The organism is Aldersonia kunmingensis (assembly GCF_001646865.1).
Lineage (GTDB): Bacteria > Actinomycetota > Actinomycetes > Mycobacteriales > Mycobacteriaceae > Aldersonia > Aldersonia kunmingensis.
In genome coordinates, this window is record NZ_LRRB01000081.1 from 17,537 (window position 1) to 38,204 (window position 20,668).

Annotated in this window: 22 protein-coding genes; 12 read left to right on the plus strand and 10 right to left on the minus strand. The window is 66.1% G+C overall.

Going from position 1 to position 20,668, the window contains the following annotated elements; all coding sequences use genetic code 11:
* Window positions 1-129 precede the first annotated feature (129 nt).
* Complete coding sequence (locus A8G08_RS05960; protein WP_245672684.1) at window positions 130-1,074, plus strand: esterase/lipase family protein; 945 nt, start codon at window positions 130-132, stop codon at window positions 1,072-1,074.
* 15 nt (window positions 1,075-1,089) lie between these two features.
* Here A8G08_RS05960 and A8G08_RS05965 read toward each other — a convergent pair whose 3' ends face one another.
* The 3 genes from A8G08_RS05965 to A8G08_RS05975 form a co-directional block, all read right to left on the minus strand.
* On the minus strand, window positions 1,090-2,697 hold the full coding sequence (locus A8G08_RS05965) for an AMP-binding protein (protein WP_068271465.1): 1,608 nt from the start codon (window positions 2,695-2,697) through the stop codon (window positions 1,090-1,092).
* Between the two features lie 162 nt (window positions 2,698-2,859).
* Complete coding sequence (locus A8G08_RS05970) at window positions 2,860-3,126, minus strand: acyl-ACP thioesterase domain-containing protein (protein ID WP_084435977.1); 267 nt, start codon at window positions 3,124-3,126, stop codon at window positions 2,860-2,862.
* A gap of 143 nt (window positions 3,127-3,269) precedes the next feature.
* A complete protein-coding gene (locus A8G08_RS05975; RefSeq protein WP_068271473.1) occupies window positions 3,270-3,872 on the minus strand; it encodes a TetR/AcrR family transcriptional regulator in 603 nt (200 codons plus the stop codon).
* Window positions 3,873-3,944: 72 nt separating this feature from the next.
* On the opposite strand from A8G08_RS05975, the gene A8G08_RS05980 reads away from it, so the two are divergent.
* From A8G08_RS05980 to A8G08_RS05990, 3 genes are read left to right on the plus strand one after another with little or no spacing between them, the layout of a single operon-like run.
* Complete coding sequence (locus A8G08_RS05980; RefSeq protein WP_068271480.1) at window positions 3,945-5,519, plus strand: flavin-containing monooxygenase; 1,575 nt, start codon at window positions 3,945-3,947, stop codon at window positions 5,517-5,519.
* Entirely contained in the window at window positions 5,516-6,340 is an 825-nt protein-coding gene (locus A8G08_RS05985) for an SDR family NAD(P)-dependent oxidoreductase (RefSeq protein ID WP_068271482.1), read from the plus strand. The genes A8G08_RS05980 and A8G08_RS05985 overlap by 4 nt, the downstream gene beginning before the upstream one ends.
* Before the next feature lie 21 nt (window positions 6,341-6,361).
* Entirely contained in the window at window positions 6,362-7,291 is a 930-nt protein-coding gene (locus A8G08_RS05990) for an alpha/beta hydrolase (protein WP_068271491.1), read from the plus strand.
* Here A8G08_RS05990 and A8G08_RS05995 read toward each other — a convergent pair.
* Window positions 7,247-7,885 carry a glycine betaine ABC transporter substrate-binding protein gene (locus A8G08_RS05995; protein ID WP_068271493.1) on the minus strand — a complete coding sequence of 213 codons (639 nt, stop codon included), beginning with the start codon at window positions 7,883-7,885 and terminating at the stop codon, window positions 7,247-7,249. The genes A8G08_RS05990 and A8G08_RS05995 overlap by 45 nt on opposite strands.
* A 79-nt stretch (window positions 7,886-7,964) precedes the next feature.
* Here A8G08_RS05995 and A8G08_RS06000 point away from each other — a divergent pair, with 79 nt between their 5' ends.
* From A8G08_RS06000 to A8G08_RS06015, 4 genes are read left to right on the plus strand one after another with little or no spacing between them, the layout of a single operon-like run.
* Window positions 7,965-8,918 (plus strand): ABC transporter substrate-binding protein, encoded by a 954-nt coding sequence (locus A8G08_RS06000; RefSeq protein WP_068271495.1) that lies wholly within the window; start codon window positions 7,965-7,967, stop codon window positions 8,916-8,918.
* Window positions 8,919-8,928: 10 nt separating this feature from the next.
* Window positions 8,929-10,053: an ABC transporter ATP-binding protein gene (locus tag A8G08_RS06005; protein ID WP_068271499.1), complete on the plus strand. Its 1,125-nt coding sequence runs from the start codon at window positions 8,929-8,931 to the stop codon at window positions 10,051-10,053.
* Entirely contained in the window at window positions 10,050-10,721 is a 672-nt protein-coding gene (locus A8G08_RS06010) for an ABC transporter permease (protein ID WP_068271501.1), read from the plus strand. Before A8G08_RS06005 ends, A8G08_RS06010 begins: the two co-directional genes overlap by 4 nt.
* Complete coding sequence (locus tag A8G08_RS06015) at window positions 10,718-11,419, plus strand: ABC transporter permease (RefSeq protein WP_068271502.1); 702 nt, start codon at window positions 10,718-10,720, stop codon at window positions 11,417-11,419. The genes A8G08_RS06010 and A8G08_RS06015 overlap by 4 nt, the downstream gene beginning before the upstream one ends.
* 62 nt (window positions 11,420-11,481) lie before the next feature.
* Here A8G08_RS06015 and A8G08_RS06020 read toward each other — a convergent pair whose 3' ends face one another.
* The 3 genes from A8G08_RS06020 to A8G08_RS06030 form a co-directional block, all read right to left on the minus strand.
* The gene (locus A8G08_RS06020; RefSeq protein WP_068271506.1) at window positions 11,482-12,675 is read right to left on the minus strand and encodes an NAD(P)-dependent malic enzyme; all 1,194 of its coding nucleotides are present in this window, start codon (window positions 12,673-12,675) and stop codon (window positions 11,482-11,484) included.
* A 108-nt stretch (window positions 12,676-12,783) separates the two neighbouring features.
* Complete coding sequence (locus tag A8G08_RS06025) at window positions 12,784-13,041, minus strand: hypothetical protein (RefSeq protein WP_245672687.1); 258 nt, start codon at window positions 13,039-13,041, stop codon at window positions 12,784-12,786.
* A gap of 16 nt (window positions 13,042-13,057) precedes the next feature.
* Window positions 13,058-13,942: a PHP domain-containing protein gene (locus A8G08_RS06030; RefSeq protein WP_068271601.1), complete on the minus strand. Its 885-nt coding sequence runs from the start codon at window positions 13,940-13,942 to the stop codon at window positions 13,058-13,060.
* Window positions 13,943-14,004: 62 nt separating this feature from the next.
* Between A8G08_RS06030 and A8G08_RS06035 the strand changes: the two genes are divergently transcribed.
* A complete protein-coding gene (locus A8G08_RS06035; protein ID WP_068271509.1) occupies window positions 14,005-15,081 on the plus strand; it encodes a magnesium and cobalt transport protein CorA in 1,077 nt (358 codons plus the stop codon).
* Window positions 15,082-15,188: 107 nt separating this feature from the next.
* On the opposite strand, the gene A8G08_RS06040 is transcribed toward A8G08_RS06035, so the two are convergent.
* From A8G08_RS06040 to A8G08_RS06050, 3 genes are all read right to left on the minus strand, one after another.
* Window positions 15,189-15,773 carry a suppressor of fused domain protein gene (locus A8G08_RS06040; RefSeq protein WP_245672689.1) on the minus strand — a complete coding sequence of 195 codons (585 nt, stop codon included), beginning with the start codon at window positions 15,771-15,773 and terminating at the stop codon, window positions 15,189-15,191.
* 88 nt (window positions 15,774-15,861) lie between these two features.
* Window positions 15,862-16,350 (minus strand): YflT domain-containing protein, encoded by a 489-nt coding sequence (locus A8G08_RS06045; RefSeq protein ID WP_068271511.1) that lies wholly within the window; start codon window positions 16,348-16,350, stop codon window positions 15,862-15,864.
* Window positions 16,351-16,396: 46 nt separating this feature from the next.
* On the minus strand, window positions 16,397-17,341 hold the full coding sequence (locus A8G08_RS06050; protein ID WP_068271514.1) for an HpcH/HpaI aldolase/citrate lyase family protein: 945 nt from the start codon (window positions 17,339-17,341) through the stop codon (window positions 16,397-16,399).
* A gap of 53 nt (window positions 17,342-17,394) precedes the next feature.
* On the opposite strand from A8G08_RS06050, the gene A8G08_RS06055 reads away from it, so the two are divergent.
* The 3 genes from A8G08_RS06055 to A8G08_RS06065 all read left to right on the plus strand — a co-directional run bounded on the left by A8G08_RS06055 (window position 17,395) and on the right by A8G08_RS06065 (window position 20,662).
* Window positions 17,395-18,666: a magnesium transporter MgtE N-terminal domain-containing protein gene (locus tag A8G08_RS06055; protein WP_068271515.1), complete on the plus strand. Its 1,272-nt coding sequence runs from the start codon at window positions 17,395-17,397 to the stop codon at window positions 18,664-18,666.
* Window positions 18,659-19,210 carry a DUF1003 domain-containing protein gene (locus tag A8G08_RS06060; RefSeq protein WP_068271516.1) on the plus strand — a complete coding sequence of 184 codons (552 nt, stop codon included), beginning with the start codon at window positions 18,659-18,661 and terminating at the stop codon, window positions 19,208-19,210. The genes A8G08_RS06055 and A8G08_RS06060 overlap by 8 nt, the downstream gene beginning before the upstream one ends.
* A gap of 195 nt (window positions 19,211-19,405) precedes the next feature.
* Entirely contained in the window at window positions 19,406-20,662 is a 1,257-nt protein-coding gene (locus A8G08_RS06065; RefSeq protein ID WP_068271518.1) for a lytic transglycosylase domain-containing protein, read from the plus strand.
* Window positions 20,663-20,668: the final 6 nt, after the last annotated feature.

Below are 20,668 nucleotides of genomic sequence, written 5' to 3' on the forward strand. Positions count from 1 at the left end.
AGCGAAGGGTTCGGCGCGGGGTGATCCGATTGCGGCGGATCGAAACTAGCCGAACGGCTACTTCCCCGGCGGAACCGTGCGATTGTCTCCGGCATGGGGATCCGGAAGATCATCAGGAAGAACGCGAACATGACTCGCGCGCTCCGGTTGGGCGTGCTCGCCACCGCGATGGCCGCAGTACTTCAGGGCGGTGTTGTCGCGACCGCACACGCCGATCCCGCACCTGAACTGCCACTTCCCGTGCCCAACCAGTTCCTCATCGATGCGATCCGGGGCGCGCTGCAGGGTCCTGCCGCAAGCCCACCGGGGACCAACGACTGGTCATGCAAGCCCTCGGCCGCGCACCCCGAGCCGGTCATCCTTATCCATGGCTTCCTCGCCAACCGCAACGACAATTGGCAGACCTACGGACCGCTGCTCAAGAACAGCGGGTACTGCGTGTTCGCGCTCACCTACGGCTCCCCCGATGGCAACCCCGATGCGCTGATCGGCGGACTGGCACCGATGGAGACCAGCACGGCAACGCTGGATGCGTTCGTCGACCGGGTGCGTCAGGCGACCGGCGCGCCGAAGGTCGCACTGGTCGGGCACTCCGAGGGCGCAACCATGCCCTATTGGTACATCAAGTCCGGTGGTGCGCCGAAGGTCTCGAAGATGATCGGACTAGCGCCTGCCGTCCACGGCCTCGGCGGCCAGGAACTCGCTGCCACCGGCATCGACACCGGGTCCGCCGGCGATCCGTCGGCGTTCCAGTTCCTCGCCACGTCCCCGTTCATTCGGCAACTCAACGCGGGCGGGATCACCGTGCCCGGCGTCGCGTACACGCAGATCGTCACCCGCTACGACGAAATGATCCTCCCGTATACGGCGGGGATCATCACCGAACCGGGCTCGATCAACCACACCGTCCAGGACTTCTGCCCCCAGGACTTCGCCGACCACCTGTCGATCAACTCCGACCCGACGACGGCCCAATTGGTCCTCAACGCACTCGATCCCGCAAACACGCGGCCCGTTCCCTGCACCCTGGTGTTGCCGGCGATTGGAGTGCCGCCGAGCGGTTTGGGTGGGTAGCGCGGTTCGTTCGACCTAACCCGCGACGGTGGCCTTCGCCCAGCCGTAGTCGGCCTTGCCGGCCGGGGTCCGCTTGACCTCGTCGACGAACGAGACCTTGCGCGGGATCTTGTAGCCGGCGAGCGATGTGCGGCAGTGGTTCTGGATGTCCTCGAGTGTGAGCTCAGGGGTATCGGGATAGGTCGCGATCACCGCTGCCACCTGTTGGCCCATGCGCTCGTCGGGAATCGGAACGACGAGCGCATCGAAAACCGACGGATGCGCGTGCAGTGCGGCCTCGACCTCTTCGGCGAAGACTTTCTCGCCGCCCGTGTTGATACATTGCGAGCCGCGGCCGAGGAAGACGATGGTGCCGTCGGCCTCGATCTTGCCCATATCGCCGAGCACCGACATTCGGACGCCGTCGGCGCGAGTGGGGAAAGTCCGTGCGGTCTTTTCCTCGTCCTTGTAGTAACCGAGTGGGACGCCACCGATCCGGGCGATGTAGCCGATGTCGTCCGAACCGGGCGCGATCTCGTTCAGCGCCTCGTCCACCAGGATCATCTTGGGGGAAGGCGGCATTCGGAGGGTGCCGGCCTCGTCGATCGTGAAGGCGCCATCGTTGCCCGATTCCGAAGCGCCGAAGTTGTCGCGCAGCAGTAGATCCGGCTTCACAGCAAGCATGCGGTCACGGACGCTGGTCGACCAGAGCGCCCCGCCCGAGGTGACCGAGAACAGCGAGCCGAAGTCGACCTCACCCTGCCTGCGTTCCATCTCATCGACCAGCGGCAGACCCATCCCGTCGCCGACGATAAGGATCACATTCAGTGATTCCTTCTCGATCGCGTCGACGACCGTCGCCGGAATGAAATCGCGCTGGAGGACGACACGGGCACCGAGCGTGAAGAAGGTGAACAGGGAGTACAGCGCGGCACCGTGCATCAGCGGCGCCGCAATGAGGAATGCCATTTCCGGGAATTCCTTTGCCGCCTCCGCGATCTCGGCAAGGTCGCGCCGTGGTTCGTCGCCGTACGGATTTCCGCCGGACAGCGGCTTACGGAAGAAGTCGTCGTGTCGCCACATGACGCCCTTGGGGTATCCGGTGGTTCCACCCGTGTAGAGCAGGTAGAGATCATCGCCGCTACGAGCGGCAAATTCTGCGACAGCGGGTAGCTCGTGCGCGCGGCCGAAAGCGACGACGGATACGCCGCGAGCCTCTGCGGCCGCTCGAAGAGCGGCGGTCGTTTCCCCAACCACGATCACCGTGCGGAGCACCGGGCACTGATCGAGGATCGTTGCGAGCACGTTCTGATGTTCGGCAACTTCGACCACGACGGCGACCGAGTCGGAGTTGGTGAAGATGTACTGAAGTTCGGCAGGCGTATACCGGTAGTTGACGTTGATCGGCACCGCGCGGATCTTGATCAGGCCCAGGATGCTGGTGACGTGCTCGACGCTGTTCTTCAGGAACAGGGCGACGTGCTCGCCCGCCGAGACGCCGGCCTCTGCGAACATCGCCGCGGTCTTGTTTGCCTCGCCGCTCAACGCCGCGTACGAGATGTTCTCACCCTCGTAGCTCAGCGCGACGCGGTCTGGCACTGCGGCAGCAGTCGCTTCGAAGACGTCCGCAAGGTTGAACTGCATCGGTTTCCTTTCGTCGTCGACGCGATGTCGAAGAGATCGCCTCAACCTAGAACTTGTTCCACCTGTCCGAAAGTCTACGAACATCGTCCCGACCCGCCGCGTCGCGGCACGACGCGATCACTCCGATAGGACCGATCCGCGACTGTTCAGGGGCTCAGGCGGTCATGGGTTCAGTCGGCACACCATTGCAGTTGCGCGGACGTCCTCGCCGACGCAGGACCAGACGTTTATTTGCGAATCCGTGGTCTCGGTGCGGAGCGTCACCGATTCCCCGAGCGTGATCGGCTTGCGATATTCGATGACTGCCCGGTACGGAGGTTCGGCGAGCTGAGGGTAATGGGCCAGCACCTCAGGTATGGCATGCCAATAGGCCGAGTTGGTGACGTGCTCGAACGAGTCGATATCGGTGTGCCGCAGCGGAATGGATATTCATCGGCATCGACGGTGAATGTCTTGGGGAGACGCGGACGCCATCTGAGCCGGTGGTTGTCGGTCGTCGTTGCCATCCTGTTGAAGAACTCGTCGGCCAACAGCGACGGGGCTGGTCCTTTCCTGAAAGAACGCACGATTCGTCAGGACTGCAACTGCGCCGCGAGCTCCGGAGTGAGCGCCACCGCCGGCAGTGCCCGGAAGTTGAGCTCGATCAGCTCCTCACGAGTGATCTGCTTATCACGCAGCCAGCTGATCGTGGTCTCTTCGAGGAACGCGATCCAGCCGCGCACCGCCAGTTCCAACTGGGCGCGCCCTTCCACCGGGAATGGCAGGTTGTCCACGATGCGGGCCGCATTGGCCGTGCGGTTGGCCTCGAACACGGCGACAAACTCCGGATCCGCGCTGGCTGGGCCACGTAGCTGCGAGATATAAGCCTCGCGGTTCTCGACGACGTAATCGACGTAGCGCTCGATCGAATCGCGCAGCATGTCGAACGGTTCGAGATCGCGATTCGGCTCAGTCGCCTCGAGCAGCATCTCGCTTGCGCGACGCACGATCGCGAGGTGGAAGTCGCGCTTGGAAGAGAAGTAGTGGAACAGCAGGCCCTTCGAGATGCCGGCTTGTTTGGCGATCTCGTCCACCGAAAGCGCCTCGAGTCCGCGCGACGCGAGCATCTCCACGCCCAGCTTGATCAGCTGCGCGCGGCGTGCCGCGGGGGCGAGTCGAACTCGTTTGATGTCCATCGGTTGCCACTCTAATTGAATCCAGGTCAATAGCTATTGACTACTACTCAGCAGTTCTCTACCCTACGTTATATGAGTCTTCCAGTTACAGATAACTCTGCAGCCGCGGAATCCGTGCCCCGCCACGTACGCACGCTGATCATCGGAAGCGGCTTCGCCGGACTCGGCGCCGCGATCAAGCTGCAGCAGGACGGCCATAGCGACTTCGTCGTACTCGAGCGGTCGAACGAGGTCGGCGGCACCTGGCGCGACAACACCTACCCCGGTGCGGCCTGCGACGTGCCGTCCCATCTGTACTCGTACTCCTTCGCGCTCAACCCGGACTGGACGCGCTCGTTCTCCGCCCAGGGCGAGATTCAGCGCTACATTGTGTCCGTCGCAGATAAGTACGGCGTGCGCGAGAAGCACGTCTTCGGTTGCGACGTCACCGGCGCCCGCTGGAATGCCGGCCGCGCGCACTGGGAGGTGGACACCACCGTCGGGTCCTACACCGCCGACTTCGTTATCAGTGCCGTCGGCGCACTGTGTGAGCCGGCGCTGCCCGATATCAAGGGCATCGATTCGTTCCAGGGCGAGATCTTCCACTCGTCGCGCTGGGACCACGATTCCGATCTCACCGGCAAGCGCGTGGCCGTGATCGGCACCGGCGCGTCGGCGATCCAGATCGTGCCGGCGATCGCACCCAAGGTCGCCCAGCTCGACGTTTACCAGCGCACCGCACCGTGGCTGTTGCCGCGCGGCGATCGCGCGTACACGCTGCCCGAGCGGCTCGCCTTCAAGCACCTCCCGGGTTTCCAGCGCCTGTCCCGATTCGGGATCTACGCCATGCGCGAGACCCAGGTGGTCGGCCTTGCCAAGGCGCCGACGTTCATGAAGCCGCTAGAGCTCGTTGCCCGCGCCAAGCTGCGCGCCGAGGTGCGCGACCCCGAGCTGCGCGCGAAGGTCACGCCGAACTTCAAGATCGGCTGCAAGCGCATGCTCATCTCGAACGATTACTACCCCGCGCTCGGCCGGGAGAACGTCGATCTGGTCACCGCCGGCATTGCCGAGATCACCGAGAACGCCATCATCACCAAGGACGGCACGCTCCGCGAGGTCGACGCCATCGTCGTTGCCACCGGTTTCCATGTGACCGACTCCCCCACCTTCGAGACAATCACCGGCCGCGACGGGCGCACGCTTGCAGCGACTTTCGATGAGGGTGGGCAGCAGGGCTACAAGGGCACCACGGTCGCGAACTTCCCGAACATGTTCTTCCTGGTCGGACCGAACACCGGCCTCGGCCACACCTCGATGGTGTACATGATCGAATCGCAGATCAATTACGTGGCCGACGCGCTGCGAACGGCCGAGCGCAAGTCCGTGCGCACTGTCGAGGTACGCCGCGAGGCCCAGGACCGCTACAACCGCGACTTGCAGGAACGGCTTTCGAAGAGCGTCTGGATGAACGGCGGCTGCGCCAGCTGGTACCTGGACAAGCACGGCAACAACACGACGCTGTGGCCGGGCTTCACCTTCGAATTCCGTAATATCACAAGGAATTTCGATCTCAGCGCGTACGAGACGACAACGGTCGCCGGTGGCGCCGATATCATCGCGATCGGCGCGGACAGCAAGGACGACGATTCCAAGGTGGTTACTCGATGAGCTCATTCACAGGCAAGGTCGCCGTCGTCACCGGCGCCGGCTCCGGAATCGGGCGTGCGCTCTCGGTCGAACTCGCGCGCCGCGGCGCCAAGCTCGCGATATCCGATATCGACACCGAGGGGCTCGCGGAGACCGCACGGCAGTGCGAAGCCATTGGCGCCGAGGTGAAGCAGGACCGGCTCAACGTCGCCGAGCGCGAGGCGGTGCTGCTCTACGCCGACGAGGTCAAGGCCCACTTCGGCAAGGTCAACCAGATCTACAACAACGCCGGCATCGCCCACCACGGCGAGGTGGAGACCACCGCGTTCAAGGACATCGAACGCATCATGGACGTCGATTTCTACGGTGTCGTGAACGGCACCAAGGCGTTCCTGCCGCACCTGATTTCGTCGGGCGACGGTCACGTCGTCAACATCTCCAGCCTGTTCGGCCTCATCGCGATTCCGGGCCAAAGCGCCTACAACGCAGCCAAGTTCGCGGTCCGCGGGTTCACCGAGGCGCTCCGGCAGGAAATGCTGATCAGCGGGCACCCGGTCAAGGTGACGTGTGTGCACCCAGGCGGCATCAAGACGGCGGTGGCCCGAAACGCGACGGTCAACGAGGGCGCCGACCAGGAGTCGTTCGCCCAGCTCTTCGACCGCAAGCTCGCGATTCACACGCCGGAGTACGCGGCGACGACGATCCTGGGCGCGGTCGAGAAGGGACACGGCCGTGTCCTGATCGGCTACGAGGCCAAGGCACTCGACTTGCTCGTGCGCGCGACCGGGTCCTGGTACCAGCGCCTGGTGGCTTTCTCCACTAAGCGCCTGATCCCCCAGTAGCGGTGCGCTAGGCTCCGCGAAATGCGGACCCTGAACGTGCCCCTGCCGGTCGCAAAGGCAATGGCGCGCGGCGTACTCGGAAACATCCTCACCACCCGTTTCTCCTGGGCACGTCAGCGCTCGCTGATCGCGGGGATGGTGAAGATCATTCCGCTGCCGCCGGGCACAGAGGTCGAGCAATTGACGCTGGGTGGCCGCCCCGCCGACCGGGTCACCAACGGCACCCCCACGGCCGGGATTGCCGTGCTGTATTTGCATGGCGGCGGCTACACCACCGCGTCACCGGCCAGCCACCGCTCGCTGGCGAGTTTGATCGCGCGTGACACCGGCGCGCCGGTCTACGTTCTCGACTACCGACTGGCGCCGGAGGACCCGTTCCCCGCGGGAGTGGACGATTCGATCGCGGCGTTCGTGGATTTGGTTGAGAACCACGGCTTCACACCCGATCGCATTGCGGTAGCGGGCGATTCGGCCGGCGGCGGGCTCACCCTCGCCGCCAGCCGCCGGCTCATCGACGACCGCGGCATGCGCCCGGCGGCTCTCGGGTTGCTTTCGCCGTGGGTGGATCCCGAGGCCGTCCTTCCCGGTTCCCGCGACACCCTGCTCAACGTTCCGTGGCTGCGAGCCTGCGCCGCCGCATACCGCGGATCGGCGAGCACCACCGACCCGGGCTACGCGCCGCTGCACGGCGACCTGTCCGGCCTGCCCGACACGCTGATTCAGATCGGCACCACCGAGCTCTTCCATCCGCAGGCGCTGCGACTTGCCGCGAAGATTCAGGACGCCGGCGGCGACGTGACGCTGCAGGAGTTCCCCGTCCTCTGGCATGTCGCGCAGCTGCAGGCCGTGCAGATCAAGGAAGCGGCAGAGGCGGTCTCACAGTTCACCGATTTCCTGCGGGAGCGGCTACAGCCCGTGGATATCGAGCCAGGACCGGGCGACGTCGCCTGACGATTCACCCGCCGCGACCGCGGCGGTCATCTCGGCCAGTCCGGCGGTGGTCAGTTCGCCCGCAACGATGTTGAGCCGCCGAATCTGATCCTCGGTGAGTGCGCCGGTGCGAAACACCGGCAGGACATTCTGGGCCGAGGTTTCATCTCGAGCATCGACCTGCGCCGCCGGTACCTCGGCCATTGCGTAGTCCGAAACCGAGATCCCCTCGGGCAGAGAGCGATTCAGCTCGGTGTAGACATCGTCGGCGTCGGTGACATCGGCCGATGGGTGCAGGTAGGCCAAGTAGGCACCAGACTGCTCGGGCAACAGGGTGATTCGGCCGGAATCCAGTGCACCGAGGTACGTGGTGCGCTCCCCCAGCCCGAGGTCGGTGCGGACCTGTGCACCCGTGCCGCCTATCGCTCCCGCGTACAGCTCGGCAACGATTGCGCTTTCGGGCGAATCGGCCGAACCGACGACGATGACCTTGTCCTCCTGTGCGGCATCGACCGGTTCCACCGAACCGCATGCCGTTGCCGCCAGCACGGTGATCGGCACGACTGCCAATGCGAACCGCGCTACGGTGCCACGCCGCTTCGGCGTTCGATCCACGCTCACTATCCCGTCCCGTCGCTCGACCGGCGCTATGGTAGCCGAGAGGCGTTCCGACACGGGTTCGGAAAGGTTGGTCATGGGGATTCGGTCACGACCCTGGTTCATCGCTCTCGCGATTTCGGCCATCGTCGCGGTATCCGGCGGCTGTGGCGATTCGGAAAGTCCGATCGGCGGGAACGAAACCGGCACCAGCACCGATGCCACAAACTCGGTCATGATCGGTTCGGCGAACTTCCCCGAATCGGAGACGGTCGCGAGCATCTACGCCGCGGCATTGCGGGCCAATGGCTTCGATGTCAGTACCAAGCTGAATATCGGCAGCCGTGAGGCATACATGCCGGCGCTCAACGACGGATCCATCGACGTCATCCCTGATTACACCGGAAACCTGCTGCTCTACCTCGATCCGAATGCCACCGCCTCGTCGTCCCCGGATGTCGCGGCAGCGCTCACCAAGGCGATCGGACCCGATCTCGTGCTCGGCACGCCTGCTCCGGGCGAGGACAAGGACGCCGTCGTGGTCACCAAGGAGACCGCCGACCGCTGGCAGCTCACCGCTATCGGCGATCTGGCGTCCCATTCGGCGGAGATCAAGTTCGCCGGCCCGCCCGAGTTCGCGGAACGTCCGGCGGGCCTTCCCGGACTCGCCGCGAAGTACGGCGTTATTGTCGCGCCGCAGAACTTCGTGCCGATCGCGGACGGAGGCGGTCCCGCGACTGTCGATGCGCTGGCCAAGGGCGACGTCACCGCGGCGAATATCTTCACCACGTCGCCGTCGATCAAGGAGAACAACTTCGTCGTTCTCGCCGACCCGGCAAACAACTTCCCCGCGCAAAATGTCATCCCCGTCGTACGCAACGAGAAGTACTCGCCGAAGCTGATGGCCGTGTTGAACGCGGTCTCGCAGAAGCTCACCACCGACGAGTTGATCGCGCTCAACACGCAGGTGTCCGGAGACAGCAAGACCGAGCCGGATGACGCGGCACAGGAATGGATCCTGGCGCACCAGCTGGACAAACCGCTCGGCTGATCGTCCGGCATTGATCGAATTCGATGGCGTCACCAAGACCTACGCGGACGGCACGACGGCGGTCCGCGACCTGAACCTGCGTGTTGAGCCCGGTTCCCTGACCGTGTTCGTCGGACCGTCGGGATGCGGCAAGACCACCTCGATGCGAATGATCAACGCGATGATCACACCGACGACCGGCACGGTTCGGGTGGATGGGCGGGATGTCACCAAGGGCAGCGCAGTCCGGCTGCGCCGCGGTATCGGCTACGTAATTCAGAGCGGCGGCCTGCTGCCGCACCGCACCGTGGTGGACAACGTGGCGACCGTGCCAATGCTGACCGGTACCTCACGCCGGTCGGCACGCACCGCCGCACTCGGGCTGCTCGAGCAGGTGGGACTGGATCCGGAACTGGCTGGGCGCTATCCGGCTCAGCTGTCCGGCGGGCAGCAGCAGCGCGTCGGGGTGGCACGCGCCCTCGCCGCCGATCCGCCGATCCTGCTGATGGACGAACCGTTCAGCGCGGTCGACCCGGTGGTGCGCGCCGGATTGCAGCAGCAGATGCGGGAGCTACAGGCCCGGCTGCACAAGACGATCGTGTTCGTCACCCACGACATCGACGAGGCAATCCGACTCGGCGACCGGATCGCGGTCTTCGGCACCGGCGGGGTACTGCAGCAATACGACGAACCGCAGCGCGTTCTGGCAGCACCCGCGACGGAGTTCGTTGCCGATTTCGTCGGCCGGGACCGCGGCTACCGGGGGCTGTCCTTTCGGTCGGCCGACGGGGTGCCGGTGCACCCGATCGTCACCGTTCCTGCCGACCGTGTGGCCGAACTCGAACTGGCCGAGTCTGATTGGGCCCTCGTACTCACCGATACGGGCGGAGCCCGCGGCTGGATCGACGCGCAAGGCATCGCGGCAGTGCGCGCGGGGAGCGCTAGCGCCGAGGTCATTGCGGCCGTCGGATCGCTCTATCGCCCTGGCGAATCGCTGCGTCAGGCGTTGGATGCTGCCATCTCCTCCCCCGCCGGGATCGGCGTCGCGGTTGACGAGCTCGGCGCGGTGCTGGGCGGGATCCGGGCCGGCGAGGTGCTCGATCAACTCACCCAACAGCGCCGGGGCGAGCGCGCGGTGGACGGACTGCCGGGGTGAGGTACCTCGTCGAAAACTTCGATGACGTCCTCGAACTCGCTCGGACCCACCTCTACCTGTCGCTGGTTCCGCTGTTCATCGGACTGCTGATCGCGATACCGGTCGGCGCAGCGATCCGGTCGGTCCGCTGGTTGCGCCGTGGCACCCTCCTCGCGGCGAGTATCGCCTTCACCATCCCGTCGCTGGCGTTGTTCGTGATCCTGCCGCCGTTGCTCGGTATCAAGGTGCTCGATCCACTGAACGTGATTGTCGCGCTGACGATCTACTCCACGGCACTGTTGGTGCGGGCCGTTCCCGAAGCACTCGATGCCGTGCCTTCAGATGTGGTCGACTCCTCGATTGCCATGGGATTCACCCGGATTCGGCGCGCACTCGGTGTGGAGCTGCCGCTTGCGACGCCGGTGCTGATCGCGAACATTCGCGTCGTCGCGGTCACCAACATCTCGCTGGTATCAGTCGGCGCAGTGATCGGCATCGGCGGGCTTGGCAAGCTGTTCACGCAGGGCTACCAGCGTGATTACCCGTCCGAGATCGTCGCCGGGATCATCGCGATCCTCACGCTGGCATTCGTCATCGACCTCACCTTGTTCCTCTTTGGGCGATTTCTGACGCCCTGGACTCGGGGCAGTCGCAGGGCCATGTTCGCGCGGGCGGTGGGCCGCCGATGACGCTCTTCACCGAAGCCTGGGCCTACCTGACCGACCCGGCGAACTGGTCCGGGCCGACCGGAATCGCCAGGCGGATCGCGCAGCACATCTGGTACAGCCTGCTCGCCGTCGGCTGCGCGAGCGTAATCGCGATCCCGCTCGGCGCACTGATCGGCCACACCCGGCGCGGTGCCGGCCTGCTCGTCGGCCTGGTCAACGCGATGCGCGCGCTTCCCACCCTCGGCCTGATGACCCTGCTGGTACTGCTGTACGGACTCGGCCTGATACCCCCGATTGCCGCGCTGGTGGTCCTGGCCGTTCCGCCGCTGCTGGCCGGCACCTATGCGGGAATCGTGAACGTCGATGCGGCGGCGGTGGATGCGTCCCGCGCGATGGGCATGACCGAATGGCAGATTCTCACCCGTGCGGAACTGCCGAATGCCCTGCCGCTCATCCTCGGTGGCCTGCGCGGCGCGACACTGCAGGTGATCGCGACCGCGACGATCGCCGCGTTCGTGAATCTGGGTGGGCTCGGGCGCTATATCTTCGACGGCCTCGCGCTCTACCAGTACGACATCGTGCTGGTCGGAGCCATCCTGGTGGCGGTGCTCGCGTCCGCGGTGGACGGGATGCTCGCAGTCGCGGTGTGGTTCTCGATTCCCGGCACCGGCCGGGCCCGAAAAGCGCTCAACCCGGGCAAATCCCGTTCGGGGGTGTGAAACACCTTCCCCGCGAACACGATTTGCCCGGGTTGAGGACCTGAGGGCTGAAACTCAGGAAATCAGGCGACGCCGTCCGCACGCGCGGCATCGGCAACCGCCGCGGCAACGGCCGGGGCGACGCGCGGGTCGAGTGGGCTCGGCACGATCTTCTCGGGGCCGAGCTCGTCGGCGACCACGGACAGGATCGCATTCGCGGCAGCGATCTTCATGTTCTCGGTGATCCGGCGCGCACCCGCGTCGAGGGCACCCTTGAAGACGCCCGGGAACGCGAGAACGTTGTTGATCTGGTTCGGAAAGTCGCTGCGGCCGGTCGCGACGATCGCCGCGTGCTTCTTGGCGTCCTCCGGCAGGATCTCCGGGTCCGGGTTCGATAGCGCGAACACGATCGAGTTCGGGGCCATCGAGGCGATGAGCTCCTCGGGGATCTTGCCCGCGGAAACGCCGAGGAACACGTCCGCACCGTTCAGGGCTTCGGCGGCACCGCCGGTGACATTGCGCGGGTTGGTCCGCGAAGCCAGGTCGACCTTGACCGCGTTGAGGTCACCGCGGTCCTTGGACACGACGCCCTTCGAGTCGAGCACGACCACGTCGCTGATGCCCGCGGCGAGCAGGATGTTGGCGCACGCGACACCGGCCGCGCCGGCGCCGGAGATAACGACCTTCAGCGGCTCAATCTCACGGTCGAGCACGCGGGCGGCGCCGTTGAGCGCGGCGAGGACCACGATCGCGGTGCCGTGCTGGTCGTCGTGCATGACCGGGCAGTCCAGCGCCTCGATCACGCGCTGCTCGATCTCGAAGCAACGGGGCGCCGAGATGTCCTCGAGGTTTACTGCACCGAAGCTCGGGCGCAGACGAATCAGCGTCTCGACGATCTCGTCGACGTCCTTCGTGTCGAGGACGATCGGAATCGAGTTCAGTCCGGCGAACTTCTTGAAGAGCGCCGACTTGCCCTCCATCACCGGCAGCGACGCACGCGGGCCGATATCGCCGAGGCCGAGCACGGCCGAACCGTCACTGACCACGACCACGAGACGGTCCGTCCACGTGTACCGCTTGGCCAGGGTCGCATCAGTCGCGATTGCACGGCTGACCTGCGCGACACCCGGGGTGTAGGCGATGGACAAGTCGCGCTGCGTATCGAGCGGAGCGGTCAGCTCCACCGAAAGCTTGCCGCCGATGTGGCCATCGAAGATGTCCTCATCGGTGATCGCGGAGACGGTCTGTGTTTCGTTCAACGCTTCGGTCACACGCATAGGGTTCCACTTCCCGTTTCATCCGGATATACCCGGGTCCGACATCACTACGGCCGCGCTGCCACGGTGAGCATTCCCGCACACCATTCGCACTGCTTGGGGCGGTTTTCAGCCCCACCACTGTGTCCAAAACAACAGCCCTACTGTTACCAAAACGACCAGGCAACCGGCATATCCCGCAAAGCCACGGCGGCGATCGGCATAGATCTGCGCCGCAACAGCCACAATCGCGGCGACCACATGCCCGCCGATCGACACCCCACCGGGCCCCGCGAGACCGTGTTCGTCGCCGAGTATCGCGCTCCCGATAACCACCACTGTCAGTACCACCAGGCCACCGGCAAGCAGGCCTGTGAACGCCCGCACGAATCGCAGCATGTGATCAGCGCTCGCCGCGGGCGTCGGACCGGCCGTGCAGCACCGCTGCGCCACTCGCACGTGCAACGAGCGCGTCGAAAGCGTCCAGATCGGTCGTGCACGCGCCGAGCGCCTGTTCCTTGTGATCGCCGTGGTAATCCGACGAACCGGTGACGATCAGGCCGAGCCTGCGAGCCAGCCCATTCAGCAGCACCCGCTCGTCCTCGGGGTGGTCGGGATGGTCGACTTCGAGACCGCCCAGACCGCGCTCGGCGAGCTCCTCGATGTGGTCGATCGCCAGCAACCGACCACGCATCCGCGCCCGTGCGTGGGCGATCACGCTGACGCCACCCGCCGCCGCGATCATTGCGACCGCTTCGTCGATCGGGGCGTCCTGCTTGTTGACGAAGTACTTGCTCTTGCGTGAGAGCAGCTCCTCGAACGCCTCGGAGACCGAATCGACAACGCCGGCCTCGACCAGCGCCGCCGCCAGGTGCGGTCGGCCCGCCGAGGTGCCCACCCGTGCGAGCACCTCTTCCGGATCGATCGGGTAGTCGGCGGCGATATTGATGGCCATCGCCCGCAACCGGGAGACCCGTTCCTCGCGCTGCCGAATGCGCTCGGCGGCGAAGGTGGAATCGGCGGGGTCGAACAGATAGGCCAGCAGATGCACCGGTACCGGGTCGCCGTCTTCGCCGCGACCCTCGCACGACATCTCCATCCCCCGGACCAAACGGAAGCTGGTGGGGGCGTCGTCGAGGGCGGCTTGGGCCTCGGCCCAGCCCGCAGTGGTGTCGTGGTCGGTTATGGCGACGACGTCGAGCCCGGAAGACACCGCTTTGGCGACCAGTTCCGCCGGAGTGTCCGTCCCGTCCGAAGCGTCCGAATGGGTGTGGAGATCGATGCGCACGACCTCCATCCTGTCAGTCTTTCGACACCGATTGCCCTGCGTGCCGGGCGTACGATGCGCTCGTGCCGTCGATTCCCGCACTTCCATCGATCCGCGGACAGGCTCGCGTAGCGGGCGCGCCGCCGCGTATCCGCGTGCCCGCGTCCGAGGCAATCGTCGACTGCGCGGTGTATCGCGGTGGGCACCGCCTGCGCGGGAAGTTCAGTCATTCCGCAGCGCTCGAGGAAGTGCGCGAACAAGGCACCGGATTCGCCTGGGTCGGCCTGCATGAGCCGGACGAGGGCCAGATGGCGGCGATCGCGGAAACCTACGGCCTGCACGAACTCGCCGTCGAGGACGCGGTGCACGCCCATCAGCGGCCCAAACTCGAGCGCTACGACGACCTGCTATTCGTCGTGCTGCGCACAGTGAAGTACGTCGAGCACGACTTGCGCATCCCCAGCGAGATCGTCGAAACCGGCGAAATCATGATCTTCATGGGTCCCGATTTTGTGGTGACCGTCCGCCACGGCGACCACACCCACCTCAGCGGGGTCCGCAAGGACCTCGAGGCCAATCCCGAGCAGCTCGAATTCGGCCCGTCGGCGGTGCTGCACGCTATCGCCGACCACGTCGTGGACTCGTATCTCGGCGCCGCGAACGCCCTCGAGCAGGACGTCGACGAGATGGAGGAAGCGGTTTTCAGTCCCGGCGGCGACGTCCCTATCGACGGGCTCTACCAGCTCAAGCGCGAGATCGTGGAGCTGCGGCGGTCGGTGAAACCGCTCGCGACGCCGCTCCAATCGCTCTCCCGCGGTGCCGCAGGGTCGATTCCCAAGGAAGTGCGCCGCTACCTGCGCGACGTCAGCGACCACCACGCCACCGTGTCCGAACGCATCACCGAATTCGACGAGACGATCAGCGCGCTGGTCGATACCGCGAGTGCGAAGATCGCGATACGGCAGAGCACCGATATGCGCAAGATCTCGGCGTGGGTCGCGATCGCCGCGGTGCCGACCATGATCGCGGGCATCTACGGGATGAACTTCGACAATATGCCCGAACTGCACTGGACCTACGGCTACCCACTCGTGGTCGGGTTCGTGGCGCTCGTGTGCGGTGGCCTGTTCTTCACCTTCCGCCGCAATCACTGGCTGTAGCCGTCCCGCGCGCGCTGCTTCACGGGTGCAGATTGTGTTCCCGAGTGCGAAATTTCGGCCCCGGAAACAAGTTTTGCACCCGGTTAGGTGCGGACGGACCTGACCACCTAGAGGGTGGCGGCGGACCGACCCGGATCGCGCGGGTCGATCCCGGCCTCGCGCCAGGCTTCGCGCAGTGCCTCCGCGCCCTTCAGCCGGATCCAGGCGGCCTCGGTGCCGGTGATCGGTGCGCCCTCGAAGAACTGGACCGGATCGGCGGGGGGATCGAGCGGCAGATCCGACACCTCCGAGGCACCGAGGAGGATCGCCGTGAACGGCGAACCGTGCCAGAGCGGTTCGCCCAGGTCCATCAGTCGGTCCACGCCGAGCACGACACCCTCCACCGCCGGCGCCGCGGCGAGCACCGCCAGGCTGCGGTGGATCCCCGACGCGGTACCGGCACCACCACGCAGGCGCACCAACACCTCGGCGCGCGGCCCGCGCACCGGGTCGGCGACAAGGTCGTTGGGGTCGGTCATCGGGTATCGGGAGCAGCCGAGCGTCGCGTAGGTCACCAGATCGTCGGTGTCCGGGCCGAAGCGCAGGACCTGCAGCGGTTCGAGCCCAACGAAGGTCACCGACGCCGCCGATGGGTTGTCATCGCCAAGCGCCGCGCACAGGTGCGCGCGCACGGAACTCACCACATCGGACACGCCTTCATTGTTTCACTGTGGCGCCCAGCGCCCGCACCGCCCGCCGCGCACCGGTCGGTCACCTTGCGCGCGAGCCGGTTTCGCGGTGTCAGATGGCGAGGCGGGCGAGTAGGTCGCGGGCGTGCTCGGCGGACTTCGGGTCGCACAACACGTCGTAGCGCCCGGCGACGAGTTGCATCGTCGAGGCGAAATCGCGCTGACCCCGGGTGGCCGCGTAGGGAATCGAGGTGGAGATCACTCCGAACACGATGCCGCCGACGATGCCGACGATCAGCGGCCCGAGCAGCCCGCCCGTGAAGATGCCGAGCAGCAAACCAAGGAAGACACCGAGCCACGCACCCGAAACCACGCCGCCACCAACGACTTTCGACCACGACAGTCGGCCGAGCACCCGCTCCACCTGCATGAGGTCCACGCCGACGATCGTCACGTCCTCGACCGCGAACTGCTCGTCAGCCAGGAAGTCCACGGCGCGTTGCGCTTCGGCGTACGTGGGATACGAACCGACCGGCCATCCCGACGGGGGCGTCGGCAAACCTCGACTCGCACGGTTCCCTGGTCCGAGTGGATTCGTCATCCCCCCATTGTGCCCCGATCAGGCTCGAATCGGTCTGTGGCGCCTGCTACGCGGGCGGGGTGAACGTTTCGGTCCGCGAAAGCCCGGCAGCTCGGCCCTTTGCCGCGATGACCAGCGCCATCTTGCGGCTCGCCTCGTCGATCATCTCGTCGCCGAGCATCGCCGCGCCACGCGCGCCACCTGCCGCGGAGGTGTGGTACTCGTACGCGTCGAGGATCAATTCCGCGTGGTCGTAATCGGACTGGCGCGGGCTGAAGATCTCGTTCGCCGCGTTGATCTGGTCGGGGTGCAGCACCCATTTGCCGTCGAATCCGAGTGCCGCGGTGCGACCGGCCGCCCGGCGGAACGCGTCCACGTCGCGGATCTGCAGGTACGGACCGTCGATGGCCTGCAGGCCGTGCGCCCGCGCGGCGAGCAGGATCGTCATCAGGATGTGGTGGTACGCATCGCCCGTGTCGTAGCCCTCGGGCTGTTCACCGACCACGAGGGTCCGCATGTTGATGCTGGCCATGAAATCGGCAGGACCGAATACGAGCGTCTGCACACGCGGGCTGGCGGTGGCGATCGCGTCGATATTGCGCAGACCGATGGCGTTCTCGATCTGCGGCTCGATGCCGATCCGCCCCACCTCGAGGCCGTCTGCCTTCTCCAGCTGAGTGAGCAGCAGGTCAAGTGCGACAACCTGCGCCGCGTCGGTGACCTTGGGCAGCAGGATCGCGTCGATATTCGCTCCGGCGCCCTGCACCACGGCGATCACATCGGCGTAGGTCCACTCCGTGGTCCAGTCGTTGACCCGCACCACCCGGATCTGGCTGCCCCACCCGGAGGAGTTCAGTCCAGCGACGATATTGGCGCGCGCTTCGGCCTTCGCCAGCGGCGCCACTGCGTCCTCGAGATCGAGAAATACCGCGTCGGCGGGCAGCCCTTTGGCCTTCTCGATCATCTTCGTGCTGCTCCCGGGCACGGCGAGTACCGAACGTCGCGGCCGCATGACACTCCCTCCAGATAGGTCCGAACCAGCACCGAAGCTTTAGCCTTGCAAGCATGGCAGCGACAAAGGTGTTCGCCGCCAGGCTGGCCGGCCTGGTGGTGCTTGGCCCAGACGGGGAGTCTATCGGCCGAGTACGCGATGTCGTCATAGCCATCCGCATCAATCGAATGCAGCCACGAGTTCTCGGTCTTGTGGTCGAATTGCCCACGCGGAAAAGGATTTTCGTCCCGATGCTGCGGGTGACCGCAATCGAGCCCGGGTCGATCACGCTCAACACCGGCAACGTGAGTTTGCGGCGTTTCGCGCGCAGGCCCAGCGAGATCCTCGTACTCGCACAGGTTCTCGACTCCCATGTGCGGGTCGATGATCCAGAACTCGAGCAGCTCGCGGGAATCGACGTTGTGGTGGTCGATCTCGGCATCGAGCAGCTGCGCACCCGGGACTGGGTCGTGTCGCGGGTCGCGATCCGCCAGCACCAGCGCCGTCTCGCACGCCGCTCGGCCGTGCACGTGGTCGATTGGCAGCACGTGCAGGGGCTCACCCATCAGGACCTGTCGCTTCCCGGCCAGGGCGTTGACCAGTTGCTGCAGCAGTTCGAAGGACTGCGGCCTGCCGACGTCGCCAACGCGCTGCGGGAGCTGCCGGAAAAGCGGCGCATCGAGGTCGCGCTGGCCCTCGACGACGAACGCCTCGCCGATGTCGTGCAGGAATTGCCGGACGACGACCAGGTCGAGCTGCTCGGCAAGCTCGAGGCCGACCGGGCCGCGGACGTGCTCGAGGCGATGGATCCCGACGACGCGGCCGACCTTCTCGGCGAGTTGCCCGCGAACGAGGCCGAATCGCTGCTGCGCCTGATGGACCCGCAGGAGTCCGAGCCGGTGCGCCGCCTGCTCGAGCACTCCCCCAATACGGCCGGCGGCATGATGACGCCGGAACCGGTCATCCTCACGCCCGCGACCACCATCGCTGAGGCACTCGCCCGCGTCCGCGATCCGGACCTCACGCCGGCGGTCGCGTCACTGGTGTTCGTGGTGCGGCCGCCGACCGCAACCCCGACCGGCACCTACCTCGGCTGTGTGCACCTGCAGCAGTTGTTGCGTGAGCCGCCGGCATCGCTGGTCGGCGGCATCCTCGATAGCGATTTGCCCAAACTCCAACCGGACGACAGCCTCGCCGGGGTGACCCGTTACTTCGCGACCTACAACCTCGTGTGCGGGCCCGTCGTCGACGAGGAAAACCACCTGCTCGGCGCGGTCACCGTCGACGACGTGCTCGACCACCTGCTCCCCGAGGACTGGCGCGAACAGGAGGCCGTCGATGAGTGAGAAGTCCGCTCAGATCGCTCGGCAGCGCCTCGACACGCCACGCGAGTCGCGGATCCGATTCCAGGTCGACGTCGAGGCGGTCGGCCGGATCGGCGAGACCGTCGCGCACTTCCTCGGCACCGGGCGCTACCTCGCGATTCAGACCACGATCGTCATCTTCTGGATTGCACTCAACCTGTTCGCCATCCGACTGCAGTGGGATCCGTACCCGTTCATCCTGCTCAACCTTGCGTTCTCCACCCAGGCCGCCTACGCCGCGCCGCTGATCCTGCTCGCCCAGAACCGGCAGGAGAACCGCGACCGCGTCTCCCTCGAGGAAGACCGGATCCGGGCGGCGCAGACGAAGGCCGATACCGAGTTCCTCGCACGCGAGCTCGCGGCGCTGCGGATTGCACTTGGCGAGGTCACCACGCGCGATTACCTGCGTCGCGAACTCGAGGATTTGCGCGAGGACCTTCGCGAAGACCTGCTCGGCGAGCTCGAGGACGAGGGCGATTCCGACTCGCCAAAGGCCAAATCGCGCTCCCCCCGCAAGCCGAGCTGAGCTTCTACCAAACCGGTCCCGGAGGCCCTTACCAAACCGAGCCGGGAACCTCAATATCGTGTCCCGCGCGTCACCGCTATGTAATGTTGGACACGTTATTGAGGGTGGCCACCGCGTCAACGTCGAGACCAGCAGAAATGCGGCCCAGCTGAGACGGTGGTCACCGTACGGTCTAACGGGGTGGGTGTTGCCGTAATGCGTTGGAGAGGTCCGATCACTGTCTCGGCGTTGATCGCCGCAGGTCTGGTTACGGCAAGCTCATCGACCGGCTGGTCAGCTACCGAGACGGACCCACCACAACCCGATAAACCCGATGTCACCACGCTCGCCGCCGCGCAATCAGCAGTTGGGGGAACTGCTGCACCCGTGGGCAAGGTCGGGCTGCTGCCAGCGTCACCCAAGCAGGGACGCACCCTCCGCGCGTACACGCCAGAGCCCGAAACACCGTTTGCCGGCGCGTTGCCGCTCTACAACGTCGCCATTCCAACGGCGTTCGGCCCGCTCGGCATCCCGGAGATGGTGCTCGCGGCATACCGCAATGCCGAACTCGCCCTCGCGACGTCCGAGCCGGGCTGCGGCGTGAGCTGGAACCTGCTCGCGGGAATCGGCCGCATCGAGTCCGGACATGCCGGCGGCGGCCGCACCGACGCGGCGGGTACCACGGTGACCCGGATCCTCGGCCCGGTCCTCGACGGCCGCTTGGCCGGAAACGCGATCATCCGCGACACCGATGCGGGCGCCTTCGACGGCGACAACGGCCACGACCGTGCGGTCGGGCCGATGCAGTTCATCCCGAGCACCTGGCGAGCCTGGGCAACCGACGGAAACGCGGACGGCGTAGCGGATCCGAACAACATCTTCGACGCCACCGTGTCCGCGGCGAAGTACTTGTGCGCCGGCGGACTGAACCTGCGTGACGCGCAGCAGGAAGTGCGCGCGGTGCTGCGCTACAACAACTCGATCTCCTACGCCGCCAATGTGCTGAGTTGGTCGGCGGCCTACCGCACCGGCGGCGCACCGACGCAGGTGATGCTCTCCCCGGATTTGGTCCCGCCCGGTGCCTCGCCGGTCGACGCCGCCTCGCTGCTGCAGGCCGACGCGACGACAACCACCACAACAACGACCACTACAACGACAACCACCACGACTACTACGACGACGACCCCGCCGATGATCACCATTCCGGGGTTGCCACCGATTCCCTGCGGCATCTTCTGCCCACCGCCTCCTCCGCCTCCTCCGTCTCCGCCGGCTCCGGTCAACCAGGGCGAGGTCGCCCCGCCGGCACCGGGCGCGACGGCGGAGTCCCCTGTTCCGCCGCCGCCCGCGACAACGACAACCACGCCGCCCCCGCCACCACCGCCCGGTCTGCCGCAGCTGCCGGCGCTGCAGTTCGGTGCCGGATTGCCGGGCGTGCAGCCGGTACTCCCGGGTGGTCCCGCGCCGCGGTAGCCGAGC